We start from the raw sequence: 22,571 nt of genomic DNA on the forward strand, positions 1-22,571 counted from the left end.
ACAGGGGATCTTCTGAGTGAAATAAATAGTGTTCAGACCGCGAAATCCCTGTGGGAGCGAGCTTGCTCGCGATGGGGCCAGATGGTCTGGCCCAAAAAACCAAGGGTTACTCGGTGAAGGCCATGCCGTGCTTGGCCTTGGTGGTCTTCACCGCCTCCAGCACCGCCAGCAGGCAATCATCACGATAGCGCTCCAGGGCCGAGATGCTGTGGTTGCCCAATTGCGCGCTCGTGCCGTCCACCACATCGTCGATCAGCTTTTCGGTCAGCTCTGGCGCCGGCAGATAGGTCCACGGCAGTTGCAGCGCCGGGCCGAACTGGGCCATGAAGTGCCGCATCCCGGCATCGCCGCCGGCCAGGGTGTAGGTCAGGAACGTGCCCATGAACGACCAGCGCAGGCCGGCGCCAAAGCGGATCGCATCGTCGATTTCCCCGGTGGTCGCCACGCCGTCGTTGACCAGGTGCAGGGCTTCGCGCCAGAGCGCTTCGAGCAGGCGGTCGGCGATGAACCCGGGCACTTCCTTGCGCACGTGCAGCGGCCGCATGCCGAGGGATTCGTACACCTGCATCGCCGCCTGCACCGCCTCCGGCGCAGTGTTTTTACCGCCGACCACTTCCACCAGCGGCAACAGGTAAACCGGATTGAACGGGTGACCGACCACGCAGCGTTCCGGATGGGTGGCGCCTTCGTAGAATTCGCTCGGCAGCAGCCCCGAGGTACTGGAGCCGATCAATGCGTTCGGCTTGGCGGCGGCGCTGATCTGGCCGTGCAATTCGAGTTTCAACGCCAGGCGCTCGGGAGCGCTTTCCTGAATGAAATCGGCGTCCCGCACACACTCTTCGATGGTGGCGACAAAGCGTAGCCGATCCTGCGAGGCGCCAGGGGCCAGGCCCTGTTTCTCCAGGGCGCCCCAGGCATTGGCAACGCGCTTGCGCAACGCTGCTTCGGCGCCCGGCGCCGGGTCCCAGGCGACGACGTCCAGGCCATGGGCCAGGGCCCGGCTGACCCAGCCACTGCCGATCACACCGCTGCCCAGGGCGGCGAAGGTCTTGATGTCGGTGATAAAGCTCATGGTGATTTCCTGAAAAAATAGTTCGGTGATCTCCTGTGGGAGCAAGGCTTGCCCGCGATGGCGGCAGTAGATTCAACGGGGATGTCGACTGACATACCGTTATCGCGGGCAAGCCTTGCTCCCACAGGTTGTGCCCCATAGGGGAGATGGGTGTTGGCTCAGCCGCGCTGGGTCAGGCCCATTTTCTTGCGACCTTCAGCCGGGGTGAGCACGCGGGCGCCGAGGCGACTGAGGATTTCGCCGGCCCGCTCCACCAACTGACCGTTGGTAGCGAGTACGCCTTTGTCCAGCCAGAGGTTGTCTTCCAGCCCGACCCGCACGTTGCCCCCCAGCAGCACCGCCTGGGCGGCCATTGGCATTTGCATGCGGCCGATGCCGAAGCCGGCCCACACCGCGTCCGCCGGCAGGTTGTCGACCATGGCTTTCATGGTGGTGGTGTCGGCCGGTGCGCCCCATGGGATGCCCAGGCAGAGCTGGAACAGCGGGTTGTCCAGCAGGCCTTCCTTGATCAGTTGCTTGGCGAACCACAGGTGGCCGGTGTCGAAAATTTCCAGCTCGGCCTTGACCCCCAGCTCAGTGATGCGCTTGGCGCCGGCCCGCAGTTGCGCTGGGGTGGAGACGTAAATGGTGTCGCCGTCGCCGAAGTTCAGGGTGCCGCAATCCAGGGTGCAGATTTCCGGCAACAGCTCTTCGACGTGGGCCAGGCGGGTCAGCGGCCCCACCAGGTCGGTGTTGGGGCCGAACTCCATCGGCCGTTCGCCCGCACCGATCTCCAGATCACCGCCCATGCCGGCGGTGAGGTTGACGATGATGTCCACGTCCGCCTCACGGATGCGCTCCATCACTTCGCGGTACAACGCCACGTCGCGGCTGAACTTGCCGGTCTGTGGGTCGCGGACGTGGCAGTGGACCACCGTGGCCCCGGCCTTCGCCGCCTCGACGGCAGCGGCGGCGATCTGTTTCGGGGTGACCGGTACGTGAGGGCTCTTGGCGGTCGTGTCGCCAGCACCGGTGAGTGCGCAGGTGATGATGACGTCGTGGTTCATGGTGCGGCTTCCTTCAGGCGTGGTGAGTCACCGCGCAGCCGTTTGGCGCTGCGCAGATGGATAACGGTTATTCAGTTGCTGGTGAGTTTCAGGTTGTCGGCGGCCGGCTTGCCGTCGAAGGTGGTGACGCCTTCGAGCCAGCGCTGCTTGTCTTGCGGATGATCCTTGAGCCATTGCCGGGCTGATTCGAGCGGGTCCTTGTGATCGAGCAACGGCTGCATCATCCGGCTCTCGTCTTCGGCGGTGAAGGTCAGGTTGCTCAGCAAGCGACCGACGTTCGGGCATTGCTCGGCGTAGTTCGGCGCAGTGACCGTCCAGACGGTGGCCATGCCTTCGTTCGGGCCGAGGGCGTCGTCGCTGCCGGTGAGGTAGGTCATTTGCACGTTGACGTTCATCGGGTGCGGCGCCCAGCCGAAGAACACCACGGCTTCCTTGCGCCGCACGGCGCGGTCCACGGCGGCGAGCATGCCGGCTTCGCTGGACTCCACCAGTTGGAATTTGCCCAGGCCGAACTGGTTCTTGGCGATCATCGCCTTGATCTGGGTGTTGGCGCCGGAGCCAGGCTCAATGCCGTAGATCTTGCCGCCCAACTCTTTTTCGAATTTGGCGATGTCGGCGAAGGTCTTCAGGCCCTTGTCGGCCAGGTAGGTCGGCACGGCCAGGGTGGCGCGGGCGTCCTTGAGGCTCGGCTGTTCCAGCACCTTGACCTGCTTGGCTTCAACGAACGGGGTGATGGTCTGGGTCATCAACGGGTTCCAGTAGCCCAGGAACAGGTCCAGGCGCTGGTCGCGGATGCCGGCGAAGATGATTTGCTGGGAGGCGCTGGTTTGCTTGGTCTTGTAGCCGAGGCCGTCGAGCATCACTTGGGTCAGGGCGCTGGTGGCGATGACGTCGGTCCAGTTGACCACGCCCAGGCGCACGTTCTGGCATGCGGCGGGCTCGGCTGCCATGGCGGCCGGGCTTAGGAGCTGGGTGGCGCTGAGTGCAAGAACGCAGTAGCTGATCAGTTGTTTCATTGTCAGGTTCCTCGGCAGCTTATTGTTATGGGGCCCGGAGTCTGTGCGCCGGTGATGCCAAGTTACGCAGCCCCGGGCGGGGCAAAACGCACAGCGGCGACGTGCTCTTGCACTGCAGCGACCTGTCCCCTTGAATGGCCCTTGCAACTGGCGTATCAAGGTCCGCACGCTACCCGCCAACCGAGTGCGCTCCATGTCCCAGGATTTCTACTTCTTGTTGATGCCGGGTTTTTCGGCCATCGGTTTCATTTCGGCCATCGAGCCCTTGCGGGTCGCCAATCGGTTTCGTGGCGAGCTGTACCGCTGGCATGTGCTGAGTGTCGATGGCGGGCCGGTGCTGGCGAGCAATGGCATGTCGGTCAACGCCGATGCCGCACTGGAACCGCTGAAGAAGGGCGCGACCCTCTGGGTGGTGGCCGGGTTCGAACCGCTGAAATTCGCCACCCCGGCACTGGAACGCTGGCTGCATCGGCTGGATAACGAAGGCGTGACCCTGGGCGGCATCGACACCGGCAGTGTGGTGCTGGCCGAGGCGGGGCTGTTGGAAGGGCACCGCGTGACTTTGCATTGGGAAGCGATCGAGGCGTTCAAGGAGTCCTATCCGCAACTCAGCGTGACCCAGGAACTGTTCGAAATCGACCGTCGCCGCATCACCTGTGCGGGCGGCACGGCTTCCATCGACCTGATGCTGGACCTGATCGGCCAGGCCCACGGTTCGGAACTGGCGATCCAGGTCAGCGAGCAGTTCGTGCTCGGCCGCATCCGCCCGCGCAAAGACCACCAGCGCATGGAAATCGCCAACCGCTACGGCATTCGCAACAAGAAGCTGGTGCACGTCATCGGCGAGATGGAAACCCACAGCGAACCGCCCCTGAGCACCTTGGCGCTGGCCGAGTCGATCAACGTCACCCGTCGCCAACTCGAACGGCTGTTCCGCCTGCACCTGAACGACACCCCGAGCAACTTCTACCTGCGCCTGCGCCTGGAAAAGGCCCGGCAGTTGCTGCGTCAGACCGACATGAGTGTGCTGGAAGTGAGCATCGCCTGCGGCTTTGAGTCACCGTCGTACTTTACCCGCAGCTATCGGGCACGGTTCGAGCGCTGCCCGCGGGAGGATCGGCGACGGCAGGGGGATGGGCGGGAGTTGGTTTGACAGGCTTTTATACTCAATTATACTCGTGACTATAAATTATACCTGTCGCCATAATTGAGTATAAAACCATGTCCAAGCACCCGGGTTTTGTCTTCCGGCGCCCCGATCTGGCCCGCAATATTGTCGATGGGCTGGCCGGCGCCGGGATCCAGGATTACACCTCAGGCCTGTTCCTGGCCGCGCCAAGGCGTACCGGAAAAAGTACGTTCCTGCGCGAAGACTTGATTCCCGAATGCAAGACGCGAGGTTGGCTCGCGGTCTACGTCGACCTTTGGGCCAACAAGGAGAAGAACCCTGCCGACCTGATCGCCTCGGCCATCGCCGGGGCACTGGTACCTTATGAAAAGGGCATCCGCAAGCTCGCCAAATCCATGGGCATCGACAAACTCAGCTTCTTGCGCACGTTGTCCTGGGATTTCAGCCAGCCGCAACTGCCCGAAGGGGCGACGCTGACCCAGGCGCTGGAGCTGTTGCACCGTGCCGCGGGTAAAACCGTGGTGCTGGTGATCGACGAAGCCCAGCATGCCTTGACCACCGAGGCCGGGGTCAACGCGATGTTCGGCCTCAAGGCTGCCCGTGACCAGCTCAACCAGGGACGTGAGGGGGATACCAGCGGCCTGCGGCTGGTGTTCACCGGCTCCAATCGCGACAAGCTCGCCCACTTAGTATTGAGCCGCAACCAACCGTTCTACGGGTCCAGCATCACGCCGTTTCCTTTGTTGGGCAAAGCTTTCACCCAGGCCTACACCGCCCACTTGAACGCACACCTGGCCCAGACCAACCAGTTCAACGCCGATGACCTCGACCAGGCTTTTGAGTTGGTTGGGCGCCGTCCCGAGATGTTGCGCAGCGTCATCGGCGAAATTGCCCTGGAGCTGGGTGAGGCGAGCCAGTTGGGTGACTTGCTGCGCAATAGCGCTGAAATGCTGCGCGCCGGCGTCTGGACCGAGTTCGAGAGCGCCTGGAACGCCCTGACGGTGCCCCAACGCGCCGTGCTGCAGGTCATGGCCGAGCGCTCGCAAAACAACGAACCCTTCGCGCCTTTCACCGATTCAACGCTGGAGGCGGTGGGCAAGGCGCTGAGGACCATGGGAAGCGAAGTCGTGCCCGGTACCCAGACCATCCAATCCTGCATTGATGCGCTGCGTGAAAAGGAATTGGTGTGGAAGTCCAACCGCGGGGGTTATGCGCTGGAGGACAAGGCGTTTGCGGAGTGGTTGAAGGGGTATCGCCAGCAACATTGAATTTTGAATATATCCCGTGGCGAGGGAGCTTGCTCCCGCTGGGTGGCGTAGCCGCCCCAAACCAGACACCGCGGTGCAACAGGTGAACCCTGCAAACCGGTTTACGACTGCTGCGCAGCCGAGCGGGAGCAAGCTCCCTCGCCACAGGTACTGTGTCTGGCTGGAAAAAGCCTATTTCTTCACTAATGCCGAACACGCTGCCTTGTAAGCCTCATGCTGATACTTGTTCAGCGTCGCTGGCAGGGCGAAGTCATGTTTCTTGCTTTGCGCATTGATGGTCTGCGGCGACAGCAGCGTCACCTCACAACCGTCGAGCAACTGGAAAACCCCTTCGATCTTGAACGTCGTCGGCCCACCAGCGAACTCGCCTTTCTTGCTGCGCTTCTTGATGGCGATGCGTTCGATGCCATTCTCAACCACAAACGCCCGTACCTGAGCAGCAAACGCTTTGACGTTGGCAGCTTCGTCATCGTCGTCCAGGGCGATTTTCTTGGTGTTCAGCGGGACGTGGCTCAGCGCCTGTTGATCCAGCGAGGCAACGGCGATGATCGCTTCGCTGCCTTTGATTTCGATGCCGCACGTTTTCATGTGAATCCCTTTACCAATGATGCAAGCAGCTTACCGCGCTAAACGGCTTCTGAAGCATCACTCCTGCCCAATCGACTCCAAAAACTCCGACCGATCATCGCTCACCTGGGCCATGCAGTCGTTTTCGGCGATTTTGTAGGCTTCGCTGCCGGGTTTGGCCGGGAAGGCGGCGATGGCGCAGTCGGCGTCGCGCTGTTTTTGCCACAGTTGCTGGGCGGCCTTGATCTTGGCGGTGATGTCGTTGAGCTGGGCCTTGTCGCTGACGTAGCGGGTTTGCAGGCGCTCAAAGAGGCTTTGCAGGTTTTCGCCTAGCAATTGTTCGGCGGCGGTTTTGCCGTAGGCCGAGCAGGCCAGGGTCTGGACGTCGTTTTCAACTTCGTCACAGGGGTTGGGCCCGGTGTCTTCGGTTGCGTGTGCCAGGGTGCTGATCAGTGCCAAAGCCAGGAAGAGTGATTTCATCGCGTTGCCGCTCAAGTCCAGTGAAAACCAGTGATGCGGCGGATTCTGGCGCAAGCGTCGGGTAAAGAACAGACGGGTAGGGTGGGCCTGGTGTACCCCTTTGTCGTGGATTGACGCTTTCGGCAATTCCCCTGTCGTTTTTGCACCGGGTCGTCGCGGCCCTCAGGCATATGCTGGCCCCAAAGCGCCGGCACACGATTCGGCGCATGAATCGCTGATAAAAGGGGACTGCCTGATGAGCCCAGCCGAATTGCACGCCGACAGCATCGTTATCGACGGGCTGATCATTGCCAAGTGGAACCGTGACCTGTTCGAAGACATGCGCAAGGGCGGCCTGACCGCAGCCAACTGCACCGTGTCGGTGTGGGAAGGTTTCCAGGCCACCATCAACAACATCGCCGCCAGCCAGAAACTGATCCGCGAGAACAGCGACCTGGTGATCCCGGTGAAAACCACCGCCGACATCCGTCGCGCCAAGGAGCAGGGCAAGACCGGCATCATCTTCGGTTTCCAGAACGCCCATGCCTTTGAAGACCAACTCGGCTACGTCGAGATATTCAAGCAGTTGGGCGTGGGTGTGGTGCAGATGTGCTACAACACCCAGAACCTGGTCGGCACCGGTTGCTACGAACGCGACGGCGGCCTGTCGGGCTTCGGTCGCGAAATCGTCGCCGAGATGAACCGGGTCGGCATCATGTGCGACCTGTCCCACGTCGGTTCCAAGACCTCCGAAGAGGTCATCCTCGAATCGAAGAAGCCGGTGTGCTACTCCCACTGCCTGCCGTCCGGCCTGAAAGAACACCCGCGCAACAAATCCGATGAAGAGCTGAAGTTCATCGCCGACCACGGCGGTTTCGTCGGCGTGACCATGTTCGCGCCGTTCCTGGCCAAGGGCATCGATTCGACCATCGACGACTACGCCGAGGCCATCGAATACACCATGAACATCGTCGGTGAAGACGCCATCGGCATCGGCACCGACTTCACCCAGGGCCACGGCCAGGACTTCTTCGAAATGCTGACCCACGACAAGGGCTACGCCCGTCGTCTGACCAGCTTCGGCAAGATCATCAACCCCCTGGGCATCCGCACCGTGGGCGAGTTCCCGAACCTCACCGAGACGCTGCTCAAGCGCGGCCATCCTGAGCGGGTAGTGCGCAAGATCATGGGTGAAAACTGGGTCAATGTCTTGAAAGACGTCTGGGGCGAATAACCGCCGCCGCACCGCCAATCCTCTACCTGCGGCCCTCTGCGCCGCAGGCAATACCACGAATTTCCGGAGTCAAGTTTTCATGGCCAAGATCGCCCCGCAACTGCCTATCGAAGTCGACAGCGAAACCGGTGTCTGGACCTCCGACGCCCTGCCGATGCTGTACGTGCCACGGCACTTTTTCGTCAACAACCACATGGGCATCGAAGAAGTGCTGGGCGCCGACGCCTACGCCGAGATTCTCTACAAGGCCGGCTACAAATCCGCCTGGCACTGGTGTGAAAAAGAAGCCGAATGCCATGGCCTGGAAGGCGTCGCGGTGTTCGAACACTACATGAAGCGCCTGTCGCAGCGTGGTTGGGGCCTGTTCAAGATCCAGGACATCGACCTGGACAAAGGCACCGCCAGCGTCAAGCTCGAACACTCGGCGTTCGTCTATGTGTACGGCAAGGTCGGGCGCAAGGTCGACTACATGTTCACCGGCTGGTTCGCCGGTGCCATGGATCAGATCCTCGCCGCTCGCGGCAGCAAGATCCGCACTGTGGCCGAGCAGGTCTACGGCGGTTCCGAAGAAGGCCACGACGACGGCCTGTTCATCGTCAAGCCGTTGTAAGTCGAGGATCGCACCATGGCTTTTGAAGCAATGTTCCAGCCGATCCAGATCGGCAAGCTGACCATCCGTAACCGCGTGCTCAGCACCGCGCACGCCGAGGTCTACGCCACTGACGGCGGCATGACCACCGACCGGTACGTGAAGTATTACGAGGAGAAGGCCAAGGGCGGCATCGGCCTGGCGATCTGCGGTGGCTCGTCCGTGGTCGCCATCGACAGCCCGCAGGAGTGGTGGAGTTCGGTGAACCTGTCCACCGACCGCATCATTCCGCACTTCCAGAACCTGGCCGACGCCATGCACAAGCATGGCGCCAAGATCATGATCCAGATTACCCACATGGGCCGTCGCTCGCGTTGGGACGGTTTCAACTGGCCGACCCTGATGTCGCCGTCCGGTGTGCGTGAGCCGGTGCACCGCGCCACCTGCAAGACCATCGAGCCGGAAGAAATCTGGCGGGTGATCGGCAACTACGCCAGCGCCGCCAAGCGCGCCAAGGCCGGTGGCCTGGACGGCGTCGAGCTGTCCGCCGTGCACCAGCACATGATCGACCAGTTCTGGAGCCCGCGGGTCAACAAGCGTACCGACGAATGGGGCGGCACCTTCGAAGGCCGCATGAAGTTCGGCCTGGAAGTGTTGAAAGCCGTGCGCGCCGAAGTGGGCGACGATTTCTGTGTAGGCATGCGCCTGTGCGGTGACGAATTCCACCCTGACGGCTTGTCCCACGAGGACATGAAGCAGATCGCCAAGTATTACGACGACACCGGCATGCTCGATTTCATCGGCGTGGTGGGCTCGGGTTGCGACACCCACAACACCCTGGCCAACGTCATCCCGAACATGAGTTATCCACCGGAGCCGTTCCTGCACCTGGCCGCCGGTATCAAGGAAGTGGTCAAGGTTCCGGTGTTGCACGCGCAGAACATCAAGGACCCGAACCAGGCCACGCGGATCCTGGAGGGCGGTTACGTCGACATGGTCGGCATGACCCGCGCCCACATCGCCGACCCGCACCTGATCGCCAAGATCAAGATGGGCCAGATCGACCAGATCAAGCAGTGCGTCGGCGCCAACTACTGCATCGACCGCCAGTACCAGGGCCTGGACGTGCTGTGCATCCAGAACGCCGCGACGTCCCGTGAATACATGGGCGTGCCGCACATCATCGAGAAGTCCACCGGGCCGAAACGCAAGGTGGTCGTCGTGGGTGCCGGCCCAGCGGGGATGGAAGCGGCGCGTGTGGCCGCCGAACGTGGGCACGACGTGACCCTGTTCGAGAAAAAGGAATTCATCGGCGGGCAGATCACCACCGCCTCGAAAGCGCCGCAACGGGACCAGATCGCCGGTATCACCCGCTGGTTCCAACTGGAGCTGGCGCGGTTGAAAGTCGACCTGCGCCTGGGCGTGGCGGCTGACGCGGCGACCATCATGGACTTGCGCCCGGACGTGGTGGTGCTGGCCGTCGGCGGCCATCCGTTCCTGGAGCAGAACGAGCACTGGGGCGCCGCCGAAGGGCTGGTGGTCAGCAGCTGGGACGTGCTCGACGGCAAGGTTGCACCGGGCAAGAACGTACTGGTCTACGACACCATTTGCGAGTTCACCGGCATGTCGGTGGCCGACTTCCTCGCCGACAAGGGCAGCCAGGTCGAGATCGTCACCGACGACATCAAGCCGGGCGTGGCCATTGGCGGGACGTCGTTCCCCACCTACTACCGCAGCATGTACCCCAAGGAAGTGATCATGACCGGGGACATGATGCTGGAGAAGGTCTACCGCGAAGGCGACAAGCTGGTGGCGGTGCTGGAGAACGAATACACCGGTGCCAAGGAAGAACGCGTGGTGGACCAGGTGGTGGTGGAAAACGGCGTGCGGCCGGACGAGGAAATCTACTACGCGCTCAAGGAAGGTTCGCGCAACAAGGGCCAGATCGACGTTGAAGCCCTGTTCGCGATCAAGCCCCAGCCGTGCCTGGAGCAGAGTGGCGACGGCTACCTGCTGTTCCGCATCGGCGACTGCGTGGCCCAGCGTAATACCCACGCGGCCATCTACGACGCCCTGCGGTTGTGCAAGGATTTCTAACGGCTTGTGGATAACCCTGTGGGAGCAAGGCTTGCCCGCGATAAATGCGACACGGAGGATCTGACTGACCGAGTCGATCGCATCGCGGGCAAGCCTTGCTCCCACAGGAATCGGGCAAGGCATCCAGCTAGTTTGGCCTGCAAGACCTGAGGTCTTTGGGAGCAACACCTATGTTGAACACCCTTCTTCCCATCCTGCTGTTTGCTGCCCTGGGCCTCGCGGTCCTTGGCGCCTTGCGGCGGGTGAACATGTGGCGCCGCGGACGACCGGCCAAGGTCGACCTGATCGGCGGTCTCTTCGCCATGCCCAAGCGCTATATGGTGGATTTGCACCATGTGGTGGCGCGGGACAAATACATTGCCAATACCCACGTCGCCACGGCTGGTGGTGCGGTGGCGTCGGTGGTGCTGGCGATCCTGGTCCACGGGTTTGGCCTGCACAATCGCTTGCTCGGCTATGCGTTGCTGTGGATGTCGGCCGTGATGTTCGTCGGTGCGATTTTCGTCTACCTGCGTCGGCGCAATCCGCCGGCCCGTTTGTCCAAGGGTCCCTGGATGCGCCTGCCGAAAAGCCTGCTGGCCTTCTCGGCGTCGTTCTTCCTGGTGACCCTGCCGGTGGCGGGCATCCTCCCGGAAAACTTCGGCGGTTGGCTGGTGGCGGCGATCCTGGGTGTCGGCGTGCTGTGGGGTGTGTCGGAATTGTTTTTCGGCATGACCTGGGGCGGGCCGATGAAACACGCCTTCGCCGGTGCCCTGCACCTGGCCTGGCACCGCCGAGCGGAGCGCTTTGGTGGCGGTCGTTCCACCGGTCTGAAGCCGTTGGACTTGAACGACCCTAGCGCACCGTTGGGTGTGGAAAAACCCAAGGACTTCACCTGGAACCAACTGCTGGGCTTCGATGCCTGCGTGCAGTGCGGCAAGTGTGAGGCTGCTTGCCCGGCGTTCGCTGCCGGCCAGCCGCTGAACCCGAAAAAACTCATCCAGGACATGGTCGTCGGCCTGGCGGGCGGCACCGATGCGAAATTCGCTGGCAGCCCTTACCCAGGTAAACCTGTCGGTGAGCATGGCGGCAACCCACATCAACCCATCGTCAACGGCCTGGTGGATGCCGAGACCCTATGGTCCTGCACCACCTGCCGGGCGTGCGTCGAGGAGTGCCCGATGATGATCGAGCACGTCGACGCCATCGTCGACATGCGCCGCCACCTGACCTTGGAAAAAGGCGCCACGCCGAACAAGGGCGCCGAAGTGCTGGAAAACCTTATCGCCACCGACAACCCTGGCGGCTTCGCCCCGGGCGGGCGGATGAACTGGGCGGCGGACTTGAACCTGAACCTGCTCAGCGAGAAGAAATCCACCGACGTCCTGTTCTGGGTCGGCGACGGTGCCTTCGACATGCGCAACCAGCGTACCTTGCGCGCTTTCGTCAAAGTGCTCAAGGCGGCGAAAATCGACTTCGCCGTGCTCGGCCTCGAAGAACGCGACAGCGGCGACGTGGCCCGGCGCCTGGGTGATGAGGCGACGTTCCAGCTGTTGGCCAAACGCAATATCCAGACCTTGGCCAAATACAGCTTCAACCGCATCGTCACCTGCGACCCCCACAGTTTCCACGTACTGAAAAACGAATACGGCGCCTTCGATGGCAACTACCTGGTGCAGCATCACAGCACCTACATGGCGGAAATCATCGACGCCGGCGAGCTGAACCTCGGCCAGCACAAGGGCGACAGCGTGACTTATCACGACCCATGCTACCTGGGCCGCTACAACGGCGAATACGAGGCGCCGCGCCAGGTGCTGCGTGCGCTGGGTATCGAGGTCAAGGAGATGCAGCGTTCCGGTTTCCGTTCGCGTTGCTGCGGCGGTGGCGGCGGCGCGCCGATCACCGACATCCCGGGTAAGCAGCGTATCCCCGACATGCGCATGGAAGACATCCGCGAAACCGGCGCCGAACTGGTGGCCGTGGGTTGTCCGCAGTGCACCGCGATGCTGGAAGGCGTGGTCGAGCCGCGGCCGATGATCAAGGACATTGCCGAACTGGTGGCCGACGCGCTGCTGGAAGACGCGGCCCCAAGCAAGCCTGTAGCCCCGGCCAAACGTGAACCTGCGGAGGTGCATTAATGAGCGACATCATCCGCCGCGACCCTCGCGCCGAGTGGATCGCCCGCAACCGCCTGCACCCGCTGCACGCGGCCATGCAACCGGTGCAGCACAGCTGGATGGGCCCCAACGGCATCATCCGCAAGAATGTCCATGGCGTCGGTTTCATCGGCCCCAATGGCATCAAGCGGATCGACCGCAGCGGTGCCCAGCAGGGTGGCGCGAGCAAACGCAGCGCTGCCGTTGAAGTGCAATTGCCGCTGCATCAGGTGCCGCAACCGGCGTTCTACATCAGTGTGGTGCCGGACATGGTCGGTGGCCGCTTGAGCAGCCACGACCGCGATCTGCTGGGCCTGGCCCACCAGCTTGCCGGTAGCGAAGGCGCGGTGCTGGCGGTGGTCTTCGGCGAACACAAGGAAAACGCCTTCGCCACGGCCGGTGTCGACCGCTTGCTGGTGCTCGATGGCGAGGAATTCAGCGGTTATGCACCGGAACAACGAGTGCAAGGCCTGCGCGCTGTGGATAACCAGTTCAGCCCACGCCATTGGCTGTTGCCTGACAGCCGCACCGGTGGCGGCGAACTGGGCCGGCGTTTGGCTGCGGCCCTGGGCGAACGTCCAGCCACGCGAGTCTGGCAGGTCAAGGGCGAAGAGTGCATCGGCCGCGCCGGTGCCGGCCTGCAAGACCTGGCCCGGCCATTGGCGCGCTTGATCCTGGCAGCGGCCGAATGCGCTGAACCGGTCAGCGAAACCCGCCACGAAGCCTTGCCGGTGGAGTTATCCACAAGCGTGGCCCGCAGCTTGTCGCGTATCGAAGACCTCGGCGCGGTGGCGGTGGACCCGGGCGCGATTCCGATGGCCGAGGCCGAATTCATTTTCTCCGGCGGCAACGGGGTCAAGGACTGGGCACTGTTCCACCAGACCGCAGCGGCCCTGGGCGCTACCGAAGGCGCTTCGCGGGTGGCGGTGGACGACGGCTTCATGGCTCGTGATCGCCAGGTCGGTGCGTCCGGCACCTGGGTTACGGCGCGGGTCTACGTGGCCGTGGGGATTTCCGGGGCGATCCAGCACCTGCAGGGCATTGGCGCCTGCGACAAGGTGGTGGCGATCAACCTCGATCCGGGCTGCGACATGATCAAACGGGCGGACCTGTCGGTGATCGGTGACAGCGCGGCGATTCTCCAGGCCTTGATCGCGGCGGTAGAGGCTTACCGCAACGAAGCCAAGCGCGATGCGGCTTAAGAAGGATAAGTTGATGAGTACCCAAGTGATCAGCCTCGTGTCCATCGGCGCCCACCCCACTTCCGGGCGGCCCCGGCGCGCCGAACAGGACGCTAGGGCCGTGGAGCTGGGCCTGCAACTGGCCGGCAGCGACCTGCAAGTGCTGCACGCTGGCGACGTGGCCGAACCGGCCCTGCGCGCCTACCTGGGCATGGGCCTGGATGAATTGCACGTGCTGGAAAACCCCGTCGGCGCCGACGCCCTGCCGGCCCTGACCGATTACCTGCGTGATGCCGGCGCCCAAGTGGTGCTCACCGGTAGCCAGGCGGAAACCGGTGAAGGCTCGGGCATGCTGCCGTTCCTGCTGGCCGAGAGTCTCGGTTGGCCGCTGGTGGTGGGGCTGGCCCAGGTCGAGTCCATCGACAATGGTGTGGCCCTGGTGCTGCAAGCCTTGCCTCGCGGCCAACGGCGACGTCTCAAAGTGCGCCTGCCGTTCCTGGCCACTGTGGATAACGCCGCGCCAAAGCCTCGGCAAAGCGCCTACGGTCCGGCCCGGCGGGGGGCATTGCATGCCGAGGAAGTCGAAGTGATCGACGACACCTTGCTGGCGGTGGCAACCCTGCAACCGGCCAAGCCGCGCCCCAAACGCCTGAAAGTGATCAAGGCCAAGAGCGGCGCCGACCGCATGAAAGCCGCCACGGCCAAGGCCAGCGGTGGAGGTGGGCAGGTGCTCAAGGGCGTGAGCCCGGAGGCGGGGGCCGAGGCGATTCTCAAGTTGTTGGTGGAGGAAGGGGTGGTTCGCTGACCTCAAGTATCCCCCCTAACCCCTTGTGGGAGCAAAGCTTGCTCGCGATCCAGGCGGCTCGGCACTTAAGAGACCGAGGCGTTTTCATCGCGAGCAAGCTTTGCTCCCACCGTGCTAGCTCCCACAAAGAATAGGCATGGTGGGTTACCCACAATCCCTGTGCGCGCTTCTGTGGATAACCTGTTCGCCCCTCGCTGCACCCCATGGAAATCAGGCTCTCCAGGCCTTCGATCAAAAAACAGTCAGTCTAACCCATGGTTTTTATTGGCTTTTGTCTGTGAGTAATTGTCCGTTCCAACCGAAACTTGCCCCCAATCTCTGTTGGCGCTTCTGTGGATAAGATGTTCGCTCTACGCTGTAAGCCATACGAACCGGGGCGCTCAGTGATTTGATCATAAAGTGATCAAACAGCCTTTTTTATCAGGAAAACCTTCGAAGAACCTCGATTTACAAGCCGTCCAAAGGGTTTTCCACAGAATCGTCAAAATTACCCCCAAACACTGTTGGCGCTTCTGTGGATAAGGTGTTCGCTCACCGCCACACGCCTTGCCAGGCATGGCTTACAGGTCATTGATCAAAAAACAACCGATAGGCCAGTAAAACCGTCATTGTTCATAAGTCACGGTTTTTATTCACTTTGCCGGTGGAAAAATACCGGACATACCCACACTTGTCCCCATTTGCTGTGGGTGGTCATGTGGATAACTTGTTCGCCAAACGCTGCAAGCCACGGCGGGCATAGCGCAAATCGCGATAGATCAAATTTCATACAGTTCTAAGTCACACCCTTGACGAGGGTCTGTCGGCTGTCTTCACTCCATGGCACAAGGACATCGCCACTTTATCCACATCAGGTTCAGGGAGAACACATGATGGATAGCAAGGACCCCCGCTCACACCCGCAATCATCGGTGACCTGCGTCCCGACACCTCCCACCTCGTTGCACAAACGCATTCATCGTCGCGCCGTCAATCAGCGTGCGCGTCTATAGCGCCCGGGTTTTTCCCCTGTAGCACCGCTGACTGTCGCCGGACCCTGCATGGGACGGTGGCCAGGCGTTCGTGCGCCTGTCGATTTGCAGGCAACCGCAGAGTTGCCCCTTCTGCCTGAGAGGACTTGAACATGACACGGATCTCGACCCCCATCAGTGATATCCAGGAGCACTACGACGTGATCGTCATCGGTTCCGGCTACGGGGGCGGCATTGCTGCCTCACGCCTGTCCCGGGCCGGGCGCAAGGTGTGTCTGCTGGAGCGTGGCCGGGAAATCCAGCCCGGCGAATACCCCAATACCCTGCTCGCGGCCACCGAGGAACTGCAAGTCCATGACCCGGATGGCCACATCGGTTCGCGCACCGGGTTGTTCGACCTGCACGTCAACGCCCAGCAAAACGTGGTGGTCGGTTGTGGCCTGGGCGGCACGTCGCTGATCAATGCCAACGTTGCGCTGGAGCCGGAGCCTGGCGTGTTCGAGGACCCGCGCTGGCCCCAGGCGGTCCGTGATCACCAGGACACGCTGCTCAAGGACGGCTACGCCCGAGCCCGGGAGATGCTCAAGCCCAACCCTTACCCAGCGTCGGAACCGAACCTGCCCAAGCTCGACGCGCACAAGAAGTCCGCCGATTACCTCAAGCAAGGCGCGCATTTCTACAAACCACCGATCAACGTGACTTTCGACAAGCTGCCCAACAACCTCAACCACGTCGGCGTCGAGCAGCTGCCGTGCAATGGTTGTGGCGATTGCGTTTCGGGCTGTAACAACAAGGCCAAGAACACCACGCTGATGAACTACCTGCCGGATGCCTGGAACCACGGCGCGGAGATTTTCTGCCAGGCCGAGGTGCGGCACCTGGAGCGCGACGGCGATGGCTGGATCGTGCACTTCCAATACCTGGACAGCGGCCGCGAGATGTTCTCGGCGCCGACCCTGTTCGTGCGGGCCGATATCGTGGTGGTGTCCGCCGGCACCCTGGGCTCCACCGAAATCATGTTGCGCTCGCGGGACAAGGGCCTGTCGATGTCCGGCCAATTGGGCGAGCACATGAGCGGCAACGGCGACATCCTCGGCTTCGGCCACAACTGCGACCAGGTCATCAACGGCATCGGCTTCGGCGCCCATTCGGCCAAGGAACTGGAACCGGTGGGGCCGTGCATCACCTCGATCATCGACATGCGCACCGAGGGCGACTGGCGCAGCCGCATGGTCATCGAGGAAGGTTCGATTCCCGGCGCCCTCGGCCAGGCCATGGTGCCGAGCATGGCGGCGTTCGCCGGGATGATTGGCGTGCCCACCGACACCGGCTTCGGCGCCAGCCTCAAGTACAAGGGGCGCGAAGCCGAGAGCTTCCTGCGCGGGCCGTATCACGGCGCGCTGCACAACATGCAGACCTACCTGATCATGAGCCATGACAACGCCAAGGGGCGCATGCTGCTCGACAGCAAGGATCAGTTGCGCATCGACTGGCCCGGCGTCGGCGAACAGGAGAACGTCACCCTCGGCAACGAGCGGCTGCACCAGAGCACCAAGGCCCTGGGCGGGATCTGGGTCGAAAACCCGATCTGGACCAAGTTGCTCAAGCACAGCATCGTCTCGGTCCATCCCCTGGGCGGTTGCGTGATGGGTGAGGATGCGACCCAAGGCGTGGTCAACCACAAGGGCCAGGTGTTCAGTGGCGCCAGCGGCACCGATGTCTACCCGGGCCTGTACGTGACCGACGGTGCGGTGATCCCGACGTCATTGGCGGTCAACCCGTTGCTGACCATCTCGGCGGTGAGCGAGCGCAACATGGGCCTGCTGGCGGCCGACCGCGGCTGGATCATCGACTACACGCTGCCCTCGGCCCCGCGCAAAACCGTGGCGGCGCCGACCCTCGGCGTGCAGTTCACCGAAACCATGAAGGGCTACTTTTCCACAGCCTTCACCCAACCCCAGGGCACCGACCTCAGCCTGTACGAAGCGGCGGCCAAGCGTGGCAAGGCCGACAACTCGCCCATCGAGTTCACCCTGACCATCACCGCCGCCGACCTCAACCGCCTGATCAAGGAGCCGGAACATGCGGCAACCCTGGTGGGCACCCTGGATGCTCCGTTGCTCTCAGCGCAGCCGCTGGTCGCCAGCAATGGGGTGTTCAACCTGTTCGAGCAGTACCAGGAGCAGGTTGGCGTGCGGCACATGAACTACGACATGAAGCTGACCGCCGAAGACGGCAGCGACTATTACTTCAGCGCCTTCAAGACCGTGCCCGAGGACAACGGTGTGCTGAACATCTGGCACGACACCAGCACGCTTTATGTCACGCTCTATCGCGGGCCGGACAAGACCGGCGCCGTGATCGGCTCCGGGGTGATGCACATCCTGCCAGCCGACTTCGCCAAGCAGATGACCACCATGAAAGTGCTCAACGCCCGCAACGAGCGTGAGCGCGTGGAGGCACTGGCGCGGTTCGGCAAGTTCTTTGCCGGCATCTTGTGGGAGAGCTATGGCGGGGTCTTTTCCGGCGACGTCTACTTCAACCCGGACGCGCCGCCCCGGTTGAAACGACCACTGGATGCGCCGGCGCCGGCCGTGCATTTCTTCCAGACCGAAGACAACGTCGAGCTGCGCCTGACCCGTTACCAGGCCGGCACCAAAGGCCCGGTGATGTTGGTTCATGGCCTGGGCGTGGGCTCGAATATTTTCTCCACTGACACCATTCACACCAACCTGCTGGAATACCTCTGCAAGCACGAATACGACGTCTGGCTGTTGGATTTGCGGGTGAGCATCCTGCTGCCGGCCAGTAAAAATGAATGGAACGGCGACCAGGTGGCCCAGTACGATTTCAAGGCCGCCATCGAGCAGATCCAGCAAGCGACCCTGGCCCGTGACGTGCAGTGCGTGGTGCATTGCTACGGCGCGACGACGTTCTTCATGTCGATGCTGGCGGGCTTGCAGGGCGTGCGTTCGGTGGTCTGCTCGCAGATCGCCGCCGACACGGTGGTCGCCACTGCTACCGGGCTGAAGGCCGGTTTGCACTTGCCGGGGATGCTCGATGCCATCGGCATCAAGTCCCTCACGGCCTACGCCGACACCAAGGAAAGCTGGTTCAACAAACTCTACGACAAGGCCCTTAACGGCTATGCCCGGATCGAGGCCCAGGGCTATTGCACCAACCCGGTCTGCCATCGCATCACGTTCATGTATGCGTCGCTGTACCGCCACGACACCCTCAACGAAACCCTGCACGACAACCTGCATGAGTTGTTCGGCGAATCGAACATCCAGACCTTCGAGCACCTGGCGCTGATCGTACGCAAGGGGCATCTGGTGGACTTCAAGGGCAACGACGTCTACATGCCGCATTTCGATCGGTTGAAGTTGCCGATCTGCTTCATCAGCGGCGCCGACAACCAGTGCTACCTGCCGCAAAGCACTCTCAAGACCTACGAACGACTGTGCGAGATGCACGGCCCGCAGTTGTTCAGCCGCCACGAAGTGCCGGGGTACGGCCACATCGACTGCATGTTCGGCAAGGATGCGGTGGTGGATGTATATCCGATCATCCTCGAGCACCTGGAGAAGACGGCGCAGGGCTAGCCGATCGCCATCCGTGGCGAGGGAGCTTGCTCCCGCTCGGCTGCGAAGCAGTCGTCGCTTTTGACGTCTTGGGGGCCGCTACGCGGCCCAGCGGGAGCAAGCTCCCTCGCCACATGGGTTTTGTGGTGAGTCAGGAATAAGGAAAAAGGATGCCATGAACACTTACATCCGCTGGTTCCAACGCATCATCTGGGTCGGGATTGTCATGAACATGTTCTTCGCGATCCCGGCGCTGTTCGCGCCGGCGTTGCTGACGTCCATGATCGGCCTGCCCCCCGTATTGTCCGATCCCTGGCTGGAGAACGCCGGCATGTTGCTGGTGGGGATCAGCCTGTTCTACATGCCCTCGGGGTTCAACGCGCCGCGTTTCGTCGTGCATTCGTGGTTGTGCGTGCTGTCGCGGCTGGTGGCGGTGGTGTTCTGGATCTACCTGATCAACACCAACAACCAGGGCCAGCTGTTCGTGCCGATGCTGATGGGCGACCTGAGCATGTTCCTGATCCTGGGCGTGCTGCTGTACCTCGGCTGTCCAGCGGCCAATCGTCCGCTGGCCTTGCTTTGCGCCGGCTGGCGGGAATGGCGCGCCGGTTGGGCGCGGCGCTGGCAGAGCCACGGTTTCAAGGTCGGCGCGCTGGTGGTGCTGCTGGTGCTGGGCTTCATCGGCTACCAGACCTGGTACCAGATGATCCGGGAAGTGCCGCAAGCGGACTTTGCCTCCGACGAAGACCATTACAAATACGCCGCCATCGGCCTGGGCATCGAGGCGCGGATTCCCTACTACCTGTTCGCCGTGCTGCCGCAGATGTGCCCGGAAAAACTGCCCAAGCCGGGTGGTTACGAGGTGTTCGGTTTTCTCTATGAAAACGGCAACGACCTGCCCATCGGCATGGCCAAGCGGCAACTGGGTTACCCCACTGTCGAGCCCAACTGCGCCCTGTGCCACACCGGTTCCTACCGGGCCAATGCCACTGACATAGCGATTCCGGTCGCCAGCGCGCCAGCCAATACCCTGCAACTGCAGGCCTTCCAGTGGTTCGCCTACGAGTGTGCCAGCGACCCGAAATTCACCCCCGATGCGGTGATGGCGGCGATCAATGGCAAGTTCCAACTGGGTTTTTTCGAGAAGCTGTACAACCGTTACCTGATCATCCCGATGGCCAAGAGTGCGCTGCTCAAGCAGAAGCAGGCGTATGCCTGGCAGAAGCTGCGTCCGGCCCAGGGGCCAGGGCGGACCGACACCTTCAACCCGACCAAAATGGTGGTGTTCGGCTTCCCGGATGACTCCACCATCGGCACCGTGGATCTGCCGCAGGTCTGGAACCAGAAACCGCGTGAGTCCATGTACCTGCATTGGGACGGCAATAACAACAAGATCCACGAACGCAACTACGCAGCGGCCATGGCCGTGGGCGCGACGCCGCAATCGGTGCTGCCGCCGAGTTTCAATCGCGTCACGAACTGGCTGCTGGGCCACAAGGCGCCGGCCTGGCCGTTCGCCCTGGACCAGGCGAAAGTCGCCCAAGGCAAACCGATCTGGGAGAAAAACTGCGCCAGCTGCCACGATTTTGGCCGCAGCGACACCGGTCAGGTCACCACCAACATCGACCAGTTGGGCACCGATCCCCATCGCCTGAATTCCTTCACCACCGGCCTGGTGACGGCGTTCCACGGCTTCAAGAAACCGCCGTTCGACTTCGGCGCCTACCGCAAGACCCAGAGCTACAGCAACACGCCCACCGACGGTATCTGGCTGCGCGCGCCGTACCTGCACAACGGTTCGGTGCCGACCCTGTGGGATTTGCTGCAAGCGCCAGAGCAACGTCCGCAAGTGTTCTACACCGGCTCCGACATCTACGACCAGGAGAAGGTCGGCTTCATCACCAGCGGCGCGCAGATGAAGGCGTCGGCGGATTTCAAATACGACACCCGCCTGGAAGGCAATCACAACGGCGGTCACCTGTATGGCACGCAGCTGTCGGACGTCGACAAACGGGCCCTGATCGAATTCATGAAGACCCTGTAGCCCAGGGCATTGCGAAGGAGCGTTCACATGTCATTACTGCACCATTGGGAACATGAGTTCGACAAGGTCAAGGTCCGCCTGCATGGGTTGGTCACGCGGCTGGAGATGTCCTGGAAAAAGCTGGTCAACGACCTTGAGCCCGAGGAGTTCCAGGCCATCGTCAAGCTGCTGCAGCGAGGCCACGACCAGGCCCGGCACGTCATCGAGCATGGTGATCTGCCGGACGACGAACCGGCTGTGCCGTGGGAGCTGGCCCACGGCCTGTCGATCCTCAAGATCGGCAATGCCGAGCCCTTGCCGCAAAGCGAGGACGAGCTACCGACCCGGGTACTCAAGGACGGCACCTTGCTCGGCTGCCGCAAATGGGAACTGCTGGACCTGTTGTGGAGCGAGGCGCTGCTCAAGTGGATCGAGAACCTGCGCCACCACGCACCGTTCGCCACCAACCCGGCGCTGGTGAAAATGGACAGCGACGTGGTGCTGGCCATCGCTGGCGACTGGGGCACCGGGCCGTTCGACAGTCACGCTCCGGCGGTGGCGGTGGCCAACCAGATGCAATTGGCCCTGGCCGATTTCACCATCCATCTGGGCGACGTGTATTACGCCGGCACCCATTCCCAGGAAGACGTCGACATGGTCGGCTGGCCCCAGGGCAAGCATGGCGCGTTTACCCTCAATTCCAACCACGAGATGTACAGCGGTGCCCACGGCTATTTCAAGGAACTGTCCAAGCGTTTCCCGGTGCAGCAGGGCACCAGTTACTTTGCCTTGTACAACGACGACTGGCTGGTGGTTGGCCTCGACAGCGCCTACGCCTCGGACGCCATGAATCTGTACATGGATGGCACCCTCAACACCCAGCAGATCGAGTGGATGAAAACCCTGCCCAAACGCAAGAAACTCATGGTGCTCAGTCATCACCAGGGCTTCGATATTTCCGGGCACAACAAGACCGCCCTCTACCAACCGGTATGCGATGCCCTGGGGCGCGAGCCGGACTACTGGTATTGGGGGCATTTGCACAACGGCATCTGTTACGCGCCGCAAGGCGGATTGCATGCGCGCTGCGCCGGGCACGGGGCGATTCCCTATGGCACCACCAGCGAATTGAACGGGCATGCCGGGGTATTGTGGTCGGAGACTCAATTGGCGGGTGACGAGGCGTATCCGCAGCGAGTGTTGAACGGGTATGTGAAGGTGCGGCTGAAGGGGGAGGAGATTGTCGAGACGTTTTATGGGGAGGATGGCAGTGTGCGGTGGTCTTCCAAGTAGCCGGTGAATGTTAGACCGCTATCGCGAGCAAGCTCGCTCCCACAGGGGATCTTCAGCGCACCGAAGACCCAATGTGGGAGCGAGCTTGCTCGCGATGCT

General features: G+C 62.2%; 16 protein-coding genes. 11 read left to right on the plus strand and 5 right to left on the minus strand.

Translation table 11 applies throughout. The annotated features are described in order from the left end of the window. Positions 1-106: 106 nt before the first annotated feature. From Q7F16_RS11425 to Q7F16_RS11435, 3 genes are all read right to left on the minus strand, one after another. Positions 107-1,072 (minus strand): L-carnitine dehydrogenase, encoded by a 966-nt coding sequence (locus Q7F16_RS11425; RefSeq protein ID WP_046063289.1) that lies wholly within the window; start codon positions 1,070-1,072, stop codon positions 107-109. 158 nt (positions 1,073-1,230) lie between these two features. Further along, positions 1,231-2,118, minus strand: coding sequence for a 3-keto-5-aminohexanoate cleavage protein (locus tag Q7F16_RS11430; protein WP_014340599.1), 888 nt, complete (start codon positions 2,116-2,118; stop codon positions 1,231-1,233). Positions 2,119-2,189: 71 nt separating this feature from the next. Next, positions 2,190-3,134, minus strand: a complete 945-nt coding sequence (locus tag Q7F16_RS11435; protein ID WP_046063291.1) for a choline ABC transporter substrate-binding protein — start codon at positions 3,132-3,134, stop codon at positions 2,190-2,192. A 193-nt stretch (positions 3,135-3,327) separates the two neighbouring features. On the opposite strand from Q7F16_RS11435, the gene Q7F16_RS11440 reads away from it, so the two are divergent. Both Q7F16_RS11440 and Q7F16_RS11445 read left to right on the plus strand, forming a co-directional pair. Further along, positions 3,328-4,287: a GlxA family transcriptional regulator gene (locus Q7F16_RS11440; RefSeq protein ID WP_046063292.1), complete on the plus strand. Its 960-nt coding sequence runs from the start codon at positions 3,328-3,330 to the stop codon at positions 4,285-4,287. A 68-nt stretch (positions 4,288-4,355) separates the two neighbouring features. Then, positions 4,356-5,531: a hypothetical protein gene (locus Q7F16_RS11445; protein ID WP_409555802.1), complete on the plus strand. Its 1,176-nt coding sequence runs from the start codon at positions 4,356-4,358 to the stop codon at positions 5,529-5,531. A 171-nt stretch (positions 5,532-5,702) separates the two neighbouring features. Here the strand turns inward: Q7F16_RS11445 and Q7F16_RS11450 are convergent, their stop codons facing one another. Together Q7F16_RS11450 and Q7F16_RS11455 are read right to left on the minus strand one after the other, a co-directional pair. Next, positions 5,703-6,119, minus strand: a complete 417-nt coding sequence (locus tag Q7F16_RS11450) for a DUF3010 family protein (RefSeq protein WP_046063294.1) — start codon at positions 6,117-6,119, stop codon at positions 5,703-5,705. 57 nt (positions 6,120-6,176) lie between these two features. Continuing rightward, positions 6,177-6,578 carry a lysozyme inhibitor LprI family protein gene (locus Q7F16_RS11455; protein ID WP_409555838.1) on the minus strand — a complete coding sequence of 134 codons (402 nt, stop codon included), beginning with the start codon at positions 6,576-6,578 and terminating at the stop codon, positions 6,177-6,179. 235 nt (positions 6,579-6,813) lie between these two features. Here Q7F16_RS11455 and Q7F16_RS11460 point away from each other — a divergent pair, with 235 nt between their 5' ends. The 9 genes from Q7F16_RS11460 (at position 6,814) to Q7F16_RS11500 (ending at position 22,472) form a co-directional block, all read left to right on the plus strand. Beyond that, positions 6,814-7,791, plus strand: coding sequence for a dipeptidase (locus tag Q7F16_RS11460; protein ID WP_014340593.1), 978 nt, complete (start codon positions 6,814-6,816; stop codon positions 7,789-7,791). 79 nt (positions 7,792-7,870) lie between these two features. Beyond that, a complete protein-coding gene (locus tag Q7F16_RS11465; protein WP_003177589.1) occupies positions 7,871-8,401 on the plus strand; it encodes a 4-vinyl reductase in 531 nt (176 codons plus the stop codon). Positions 8,402-8,416: 15 nt separating this feature from the next. Then, positions 8,417-10,477 (plus strand): dimethylglycine demethylation protein DgcA, encoded by a 2,061-nt coding sequence (gene dgcA / locus Q7F16_RS11470; RefSeq protein ID WP_014340592.1) that lies wholly within the window; start codon positions 8,417-8,419, stop codon positions 10,475-10,477. 170 nt (positions 10,478-10,647) lie between these two features. Continuing rightward, positions 10,648-12,597: a dimethylglycine demethylation protein DgcB gene (gene dgcB / locus Q7F16_RS11475; protein WP_409555803.1), complete on the plus strand. Its 1,950-nt coding sequence runs from the start codon at positions 10,648-10,650 to the stop codon at positions 12,595-12,597. Further along, positions 12,597-13,817, plus strand: a complete 1,221-nt coding sequence (gene etfA, locus Q7F16_RS11480) for an electron transfer flavoprotein subunit alpha (RefSeq protein WP_046063297.1) — start codon at positions 12,597-12,599, stop codon at positions 13,815-13,817. Before dgcB ends, etfA begins: the two co-directional genes overlap by 1 nt. A 13-nt stretch (positions 13,818-13,830) precedes the next feature. Further along, positions 13,831-14,601, plus strand: a complete 771-nt coding sequence (gene etfB / locus Q7F16_RS11485; protein ID WP_046063298.1) for an electron transfer flavoprotein subunit beta — start codon at positions 13,831-13,833, stop codon at positions 14,599-14,601. 1,123 nt (positions 14,602-15,724) lie between these two features. After that, complete coding sequence (locus Q7F16_RS11490; RefSeq protein ID WP_409555804.1) at positions 15,725-19,177, plus strand: GMC oxidoreductase; 3,453 nt, start codon at positions 15,725-15,727, stop codon at positions 19,175-19,177. Between the two features lie 154 nt (positions 19,178-19,331). Continuing rightward, positions 19,332-21,200 (plus strand): hypothetical protein, encoded by a 1,869-nt coding sequence (locus Q7F16_RS11495; protein WP_046063300.1) that lies wholly within the window; start codon positions 19,332-19,334, stop codon positions 21,198-21,200. Between the two features lie 27 nt (positions 21,201-21,227). Then, on the plus strand, positions 21,228-22,472 hold the full coding sequence (locus Q7F16_RS11500) for a metallophosphoesterase (protein ID WP_046063301.1): 1,245 nt from the start codon (positions 21,228-21,230) through the stop codon (positions 22,470-22,472). The last annotated feature ends 99 nt before the right edge of the window (positions 22,473-22,571 follow it).

The organism is Pseudomonas sp. Lb2C2, from assembly GCF_052112205.1.
Lineage (GTDB): Bacteria > Pseudomonadota > Gammaproteobacteria > Pseudomonadales > Pseudomonadaceae > Aquipseudomonas > Aquipseudomonas kilonensis.

Coding starts and splice junctions, on each gene's coding strand:
- etfB (WP_046063298.1), top strand. CDS start 13,831: ATGAGTACCCAAGTGATCAGCCTCGTGTCCATCGGCGCCCACCCCACT.
- etfA (WP_046063297.1), top strand. CDS start 12,597: ATGAGCGACATCATCCGCCGCGACCCTCGCGCCGAGTGGATCGCCCGC.
- Q7F16_RS11435 (WP_046063291.1), bottom strand. CDS start 3,134: ATGAAACAACTGATCAGCTACTGCGTTCTTGCACTCAGCGCCACCCAG.
- Q7F16_RS11440 (WP_046063292.1), top strand. CDS start 3,328: ATGTCCCAGGATTTCTACTTCTTGTTGATGCCGGGTTTTTCGGCCATC.
- Q7F16_RS11490 (WP_409555804.1), top strand. CDS start 15,725: ATGACACGGATCTCGACCCCCATCAGTGATATCCAGGAGCACTACGAC.
- Q7F16_RS11460 (WP_014340593.1), top strand. CDS start 6,814: ATGAGCCCAGCCGAATTGCACGCCGACAGCATCGTTATCGACGGGCTG.
- dgcB (WP_409555803.1), top strand. CDS start 10,648: ATGTTGAACACCCTTCTTCCCATCCTGCTGTTTGCTGCCCTGGGCCTC.
- Q7F16_RS11500 (WP_046063301.1), top strand. CDS start 21,228: ATGTCATTACTGCACCATTGGGAACATGAGTTCGACAAGGTCAAGGTC.
- dgcA (WP_014340592.1), top strand. CDS start 8,417: ATGGCTTTTGAAGCAATGTTCCAGCCGATCCAGATCGGCAAGCTGACC.
- Q7F16_RS11455 (WP_409555838.1), bottom strand. CDS start 6,578: ATGAAATCACTCTTCCTGGCTTTGGCACTGATCAGCACCCTGGCACAC.
- Q7F16_RS11445 (WP_409555802.1), top strand. CDS start 4,356: ATGTCCAAGCACCCGGGTTTTGTCTTCCGGCGCCCCGATCTGGCCCGC.
- Q7F16_RS11450 (WP_046063294.1), bottom strand. CDS start 6,119: ATGAAAACGTGCGGCATCGAAATCAAAGGCAGCGAAGCGATCATCGCC.
- Q7F16_RS11465 (WP_003177589.1), top strand. CDS start 7,871: ATGGCCAAGATCGCCCCGCAACTGCCTATCGAAGTCGACAGCGAAACC.
- Q7F16_RS11425 (WP_046063289.1), bottom strand. CDS start 1,072: ATGAGCTTTATCACCGACATCAAGACCTTCGCCGCCCTGGGCAGCGGT.
- Q7F16_RS11430 (WP_014340599.1), bottom strand. CDS start 2,118: ATGAACCACGACGTCATCATCACCTGCGCACTCACCGGTGCTGGCGAC.
- Q7F16_RS11495 (WP_046063300.1), top strand. CDS start 19,332: ATGAACACTTACATCCGCTGGTTCCAACGCATCATCTGGGTCGGGATT.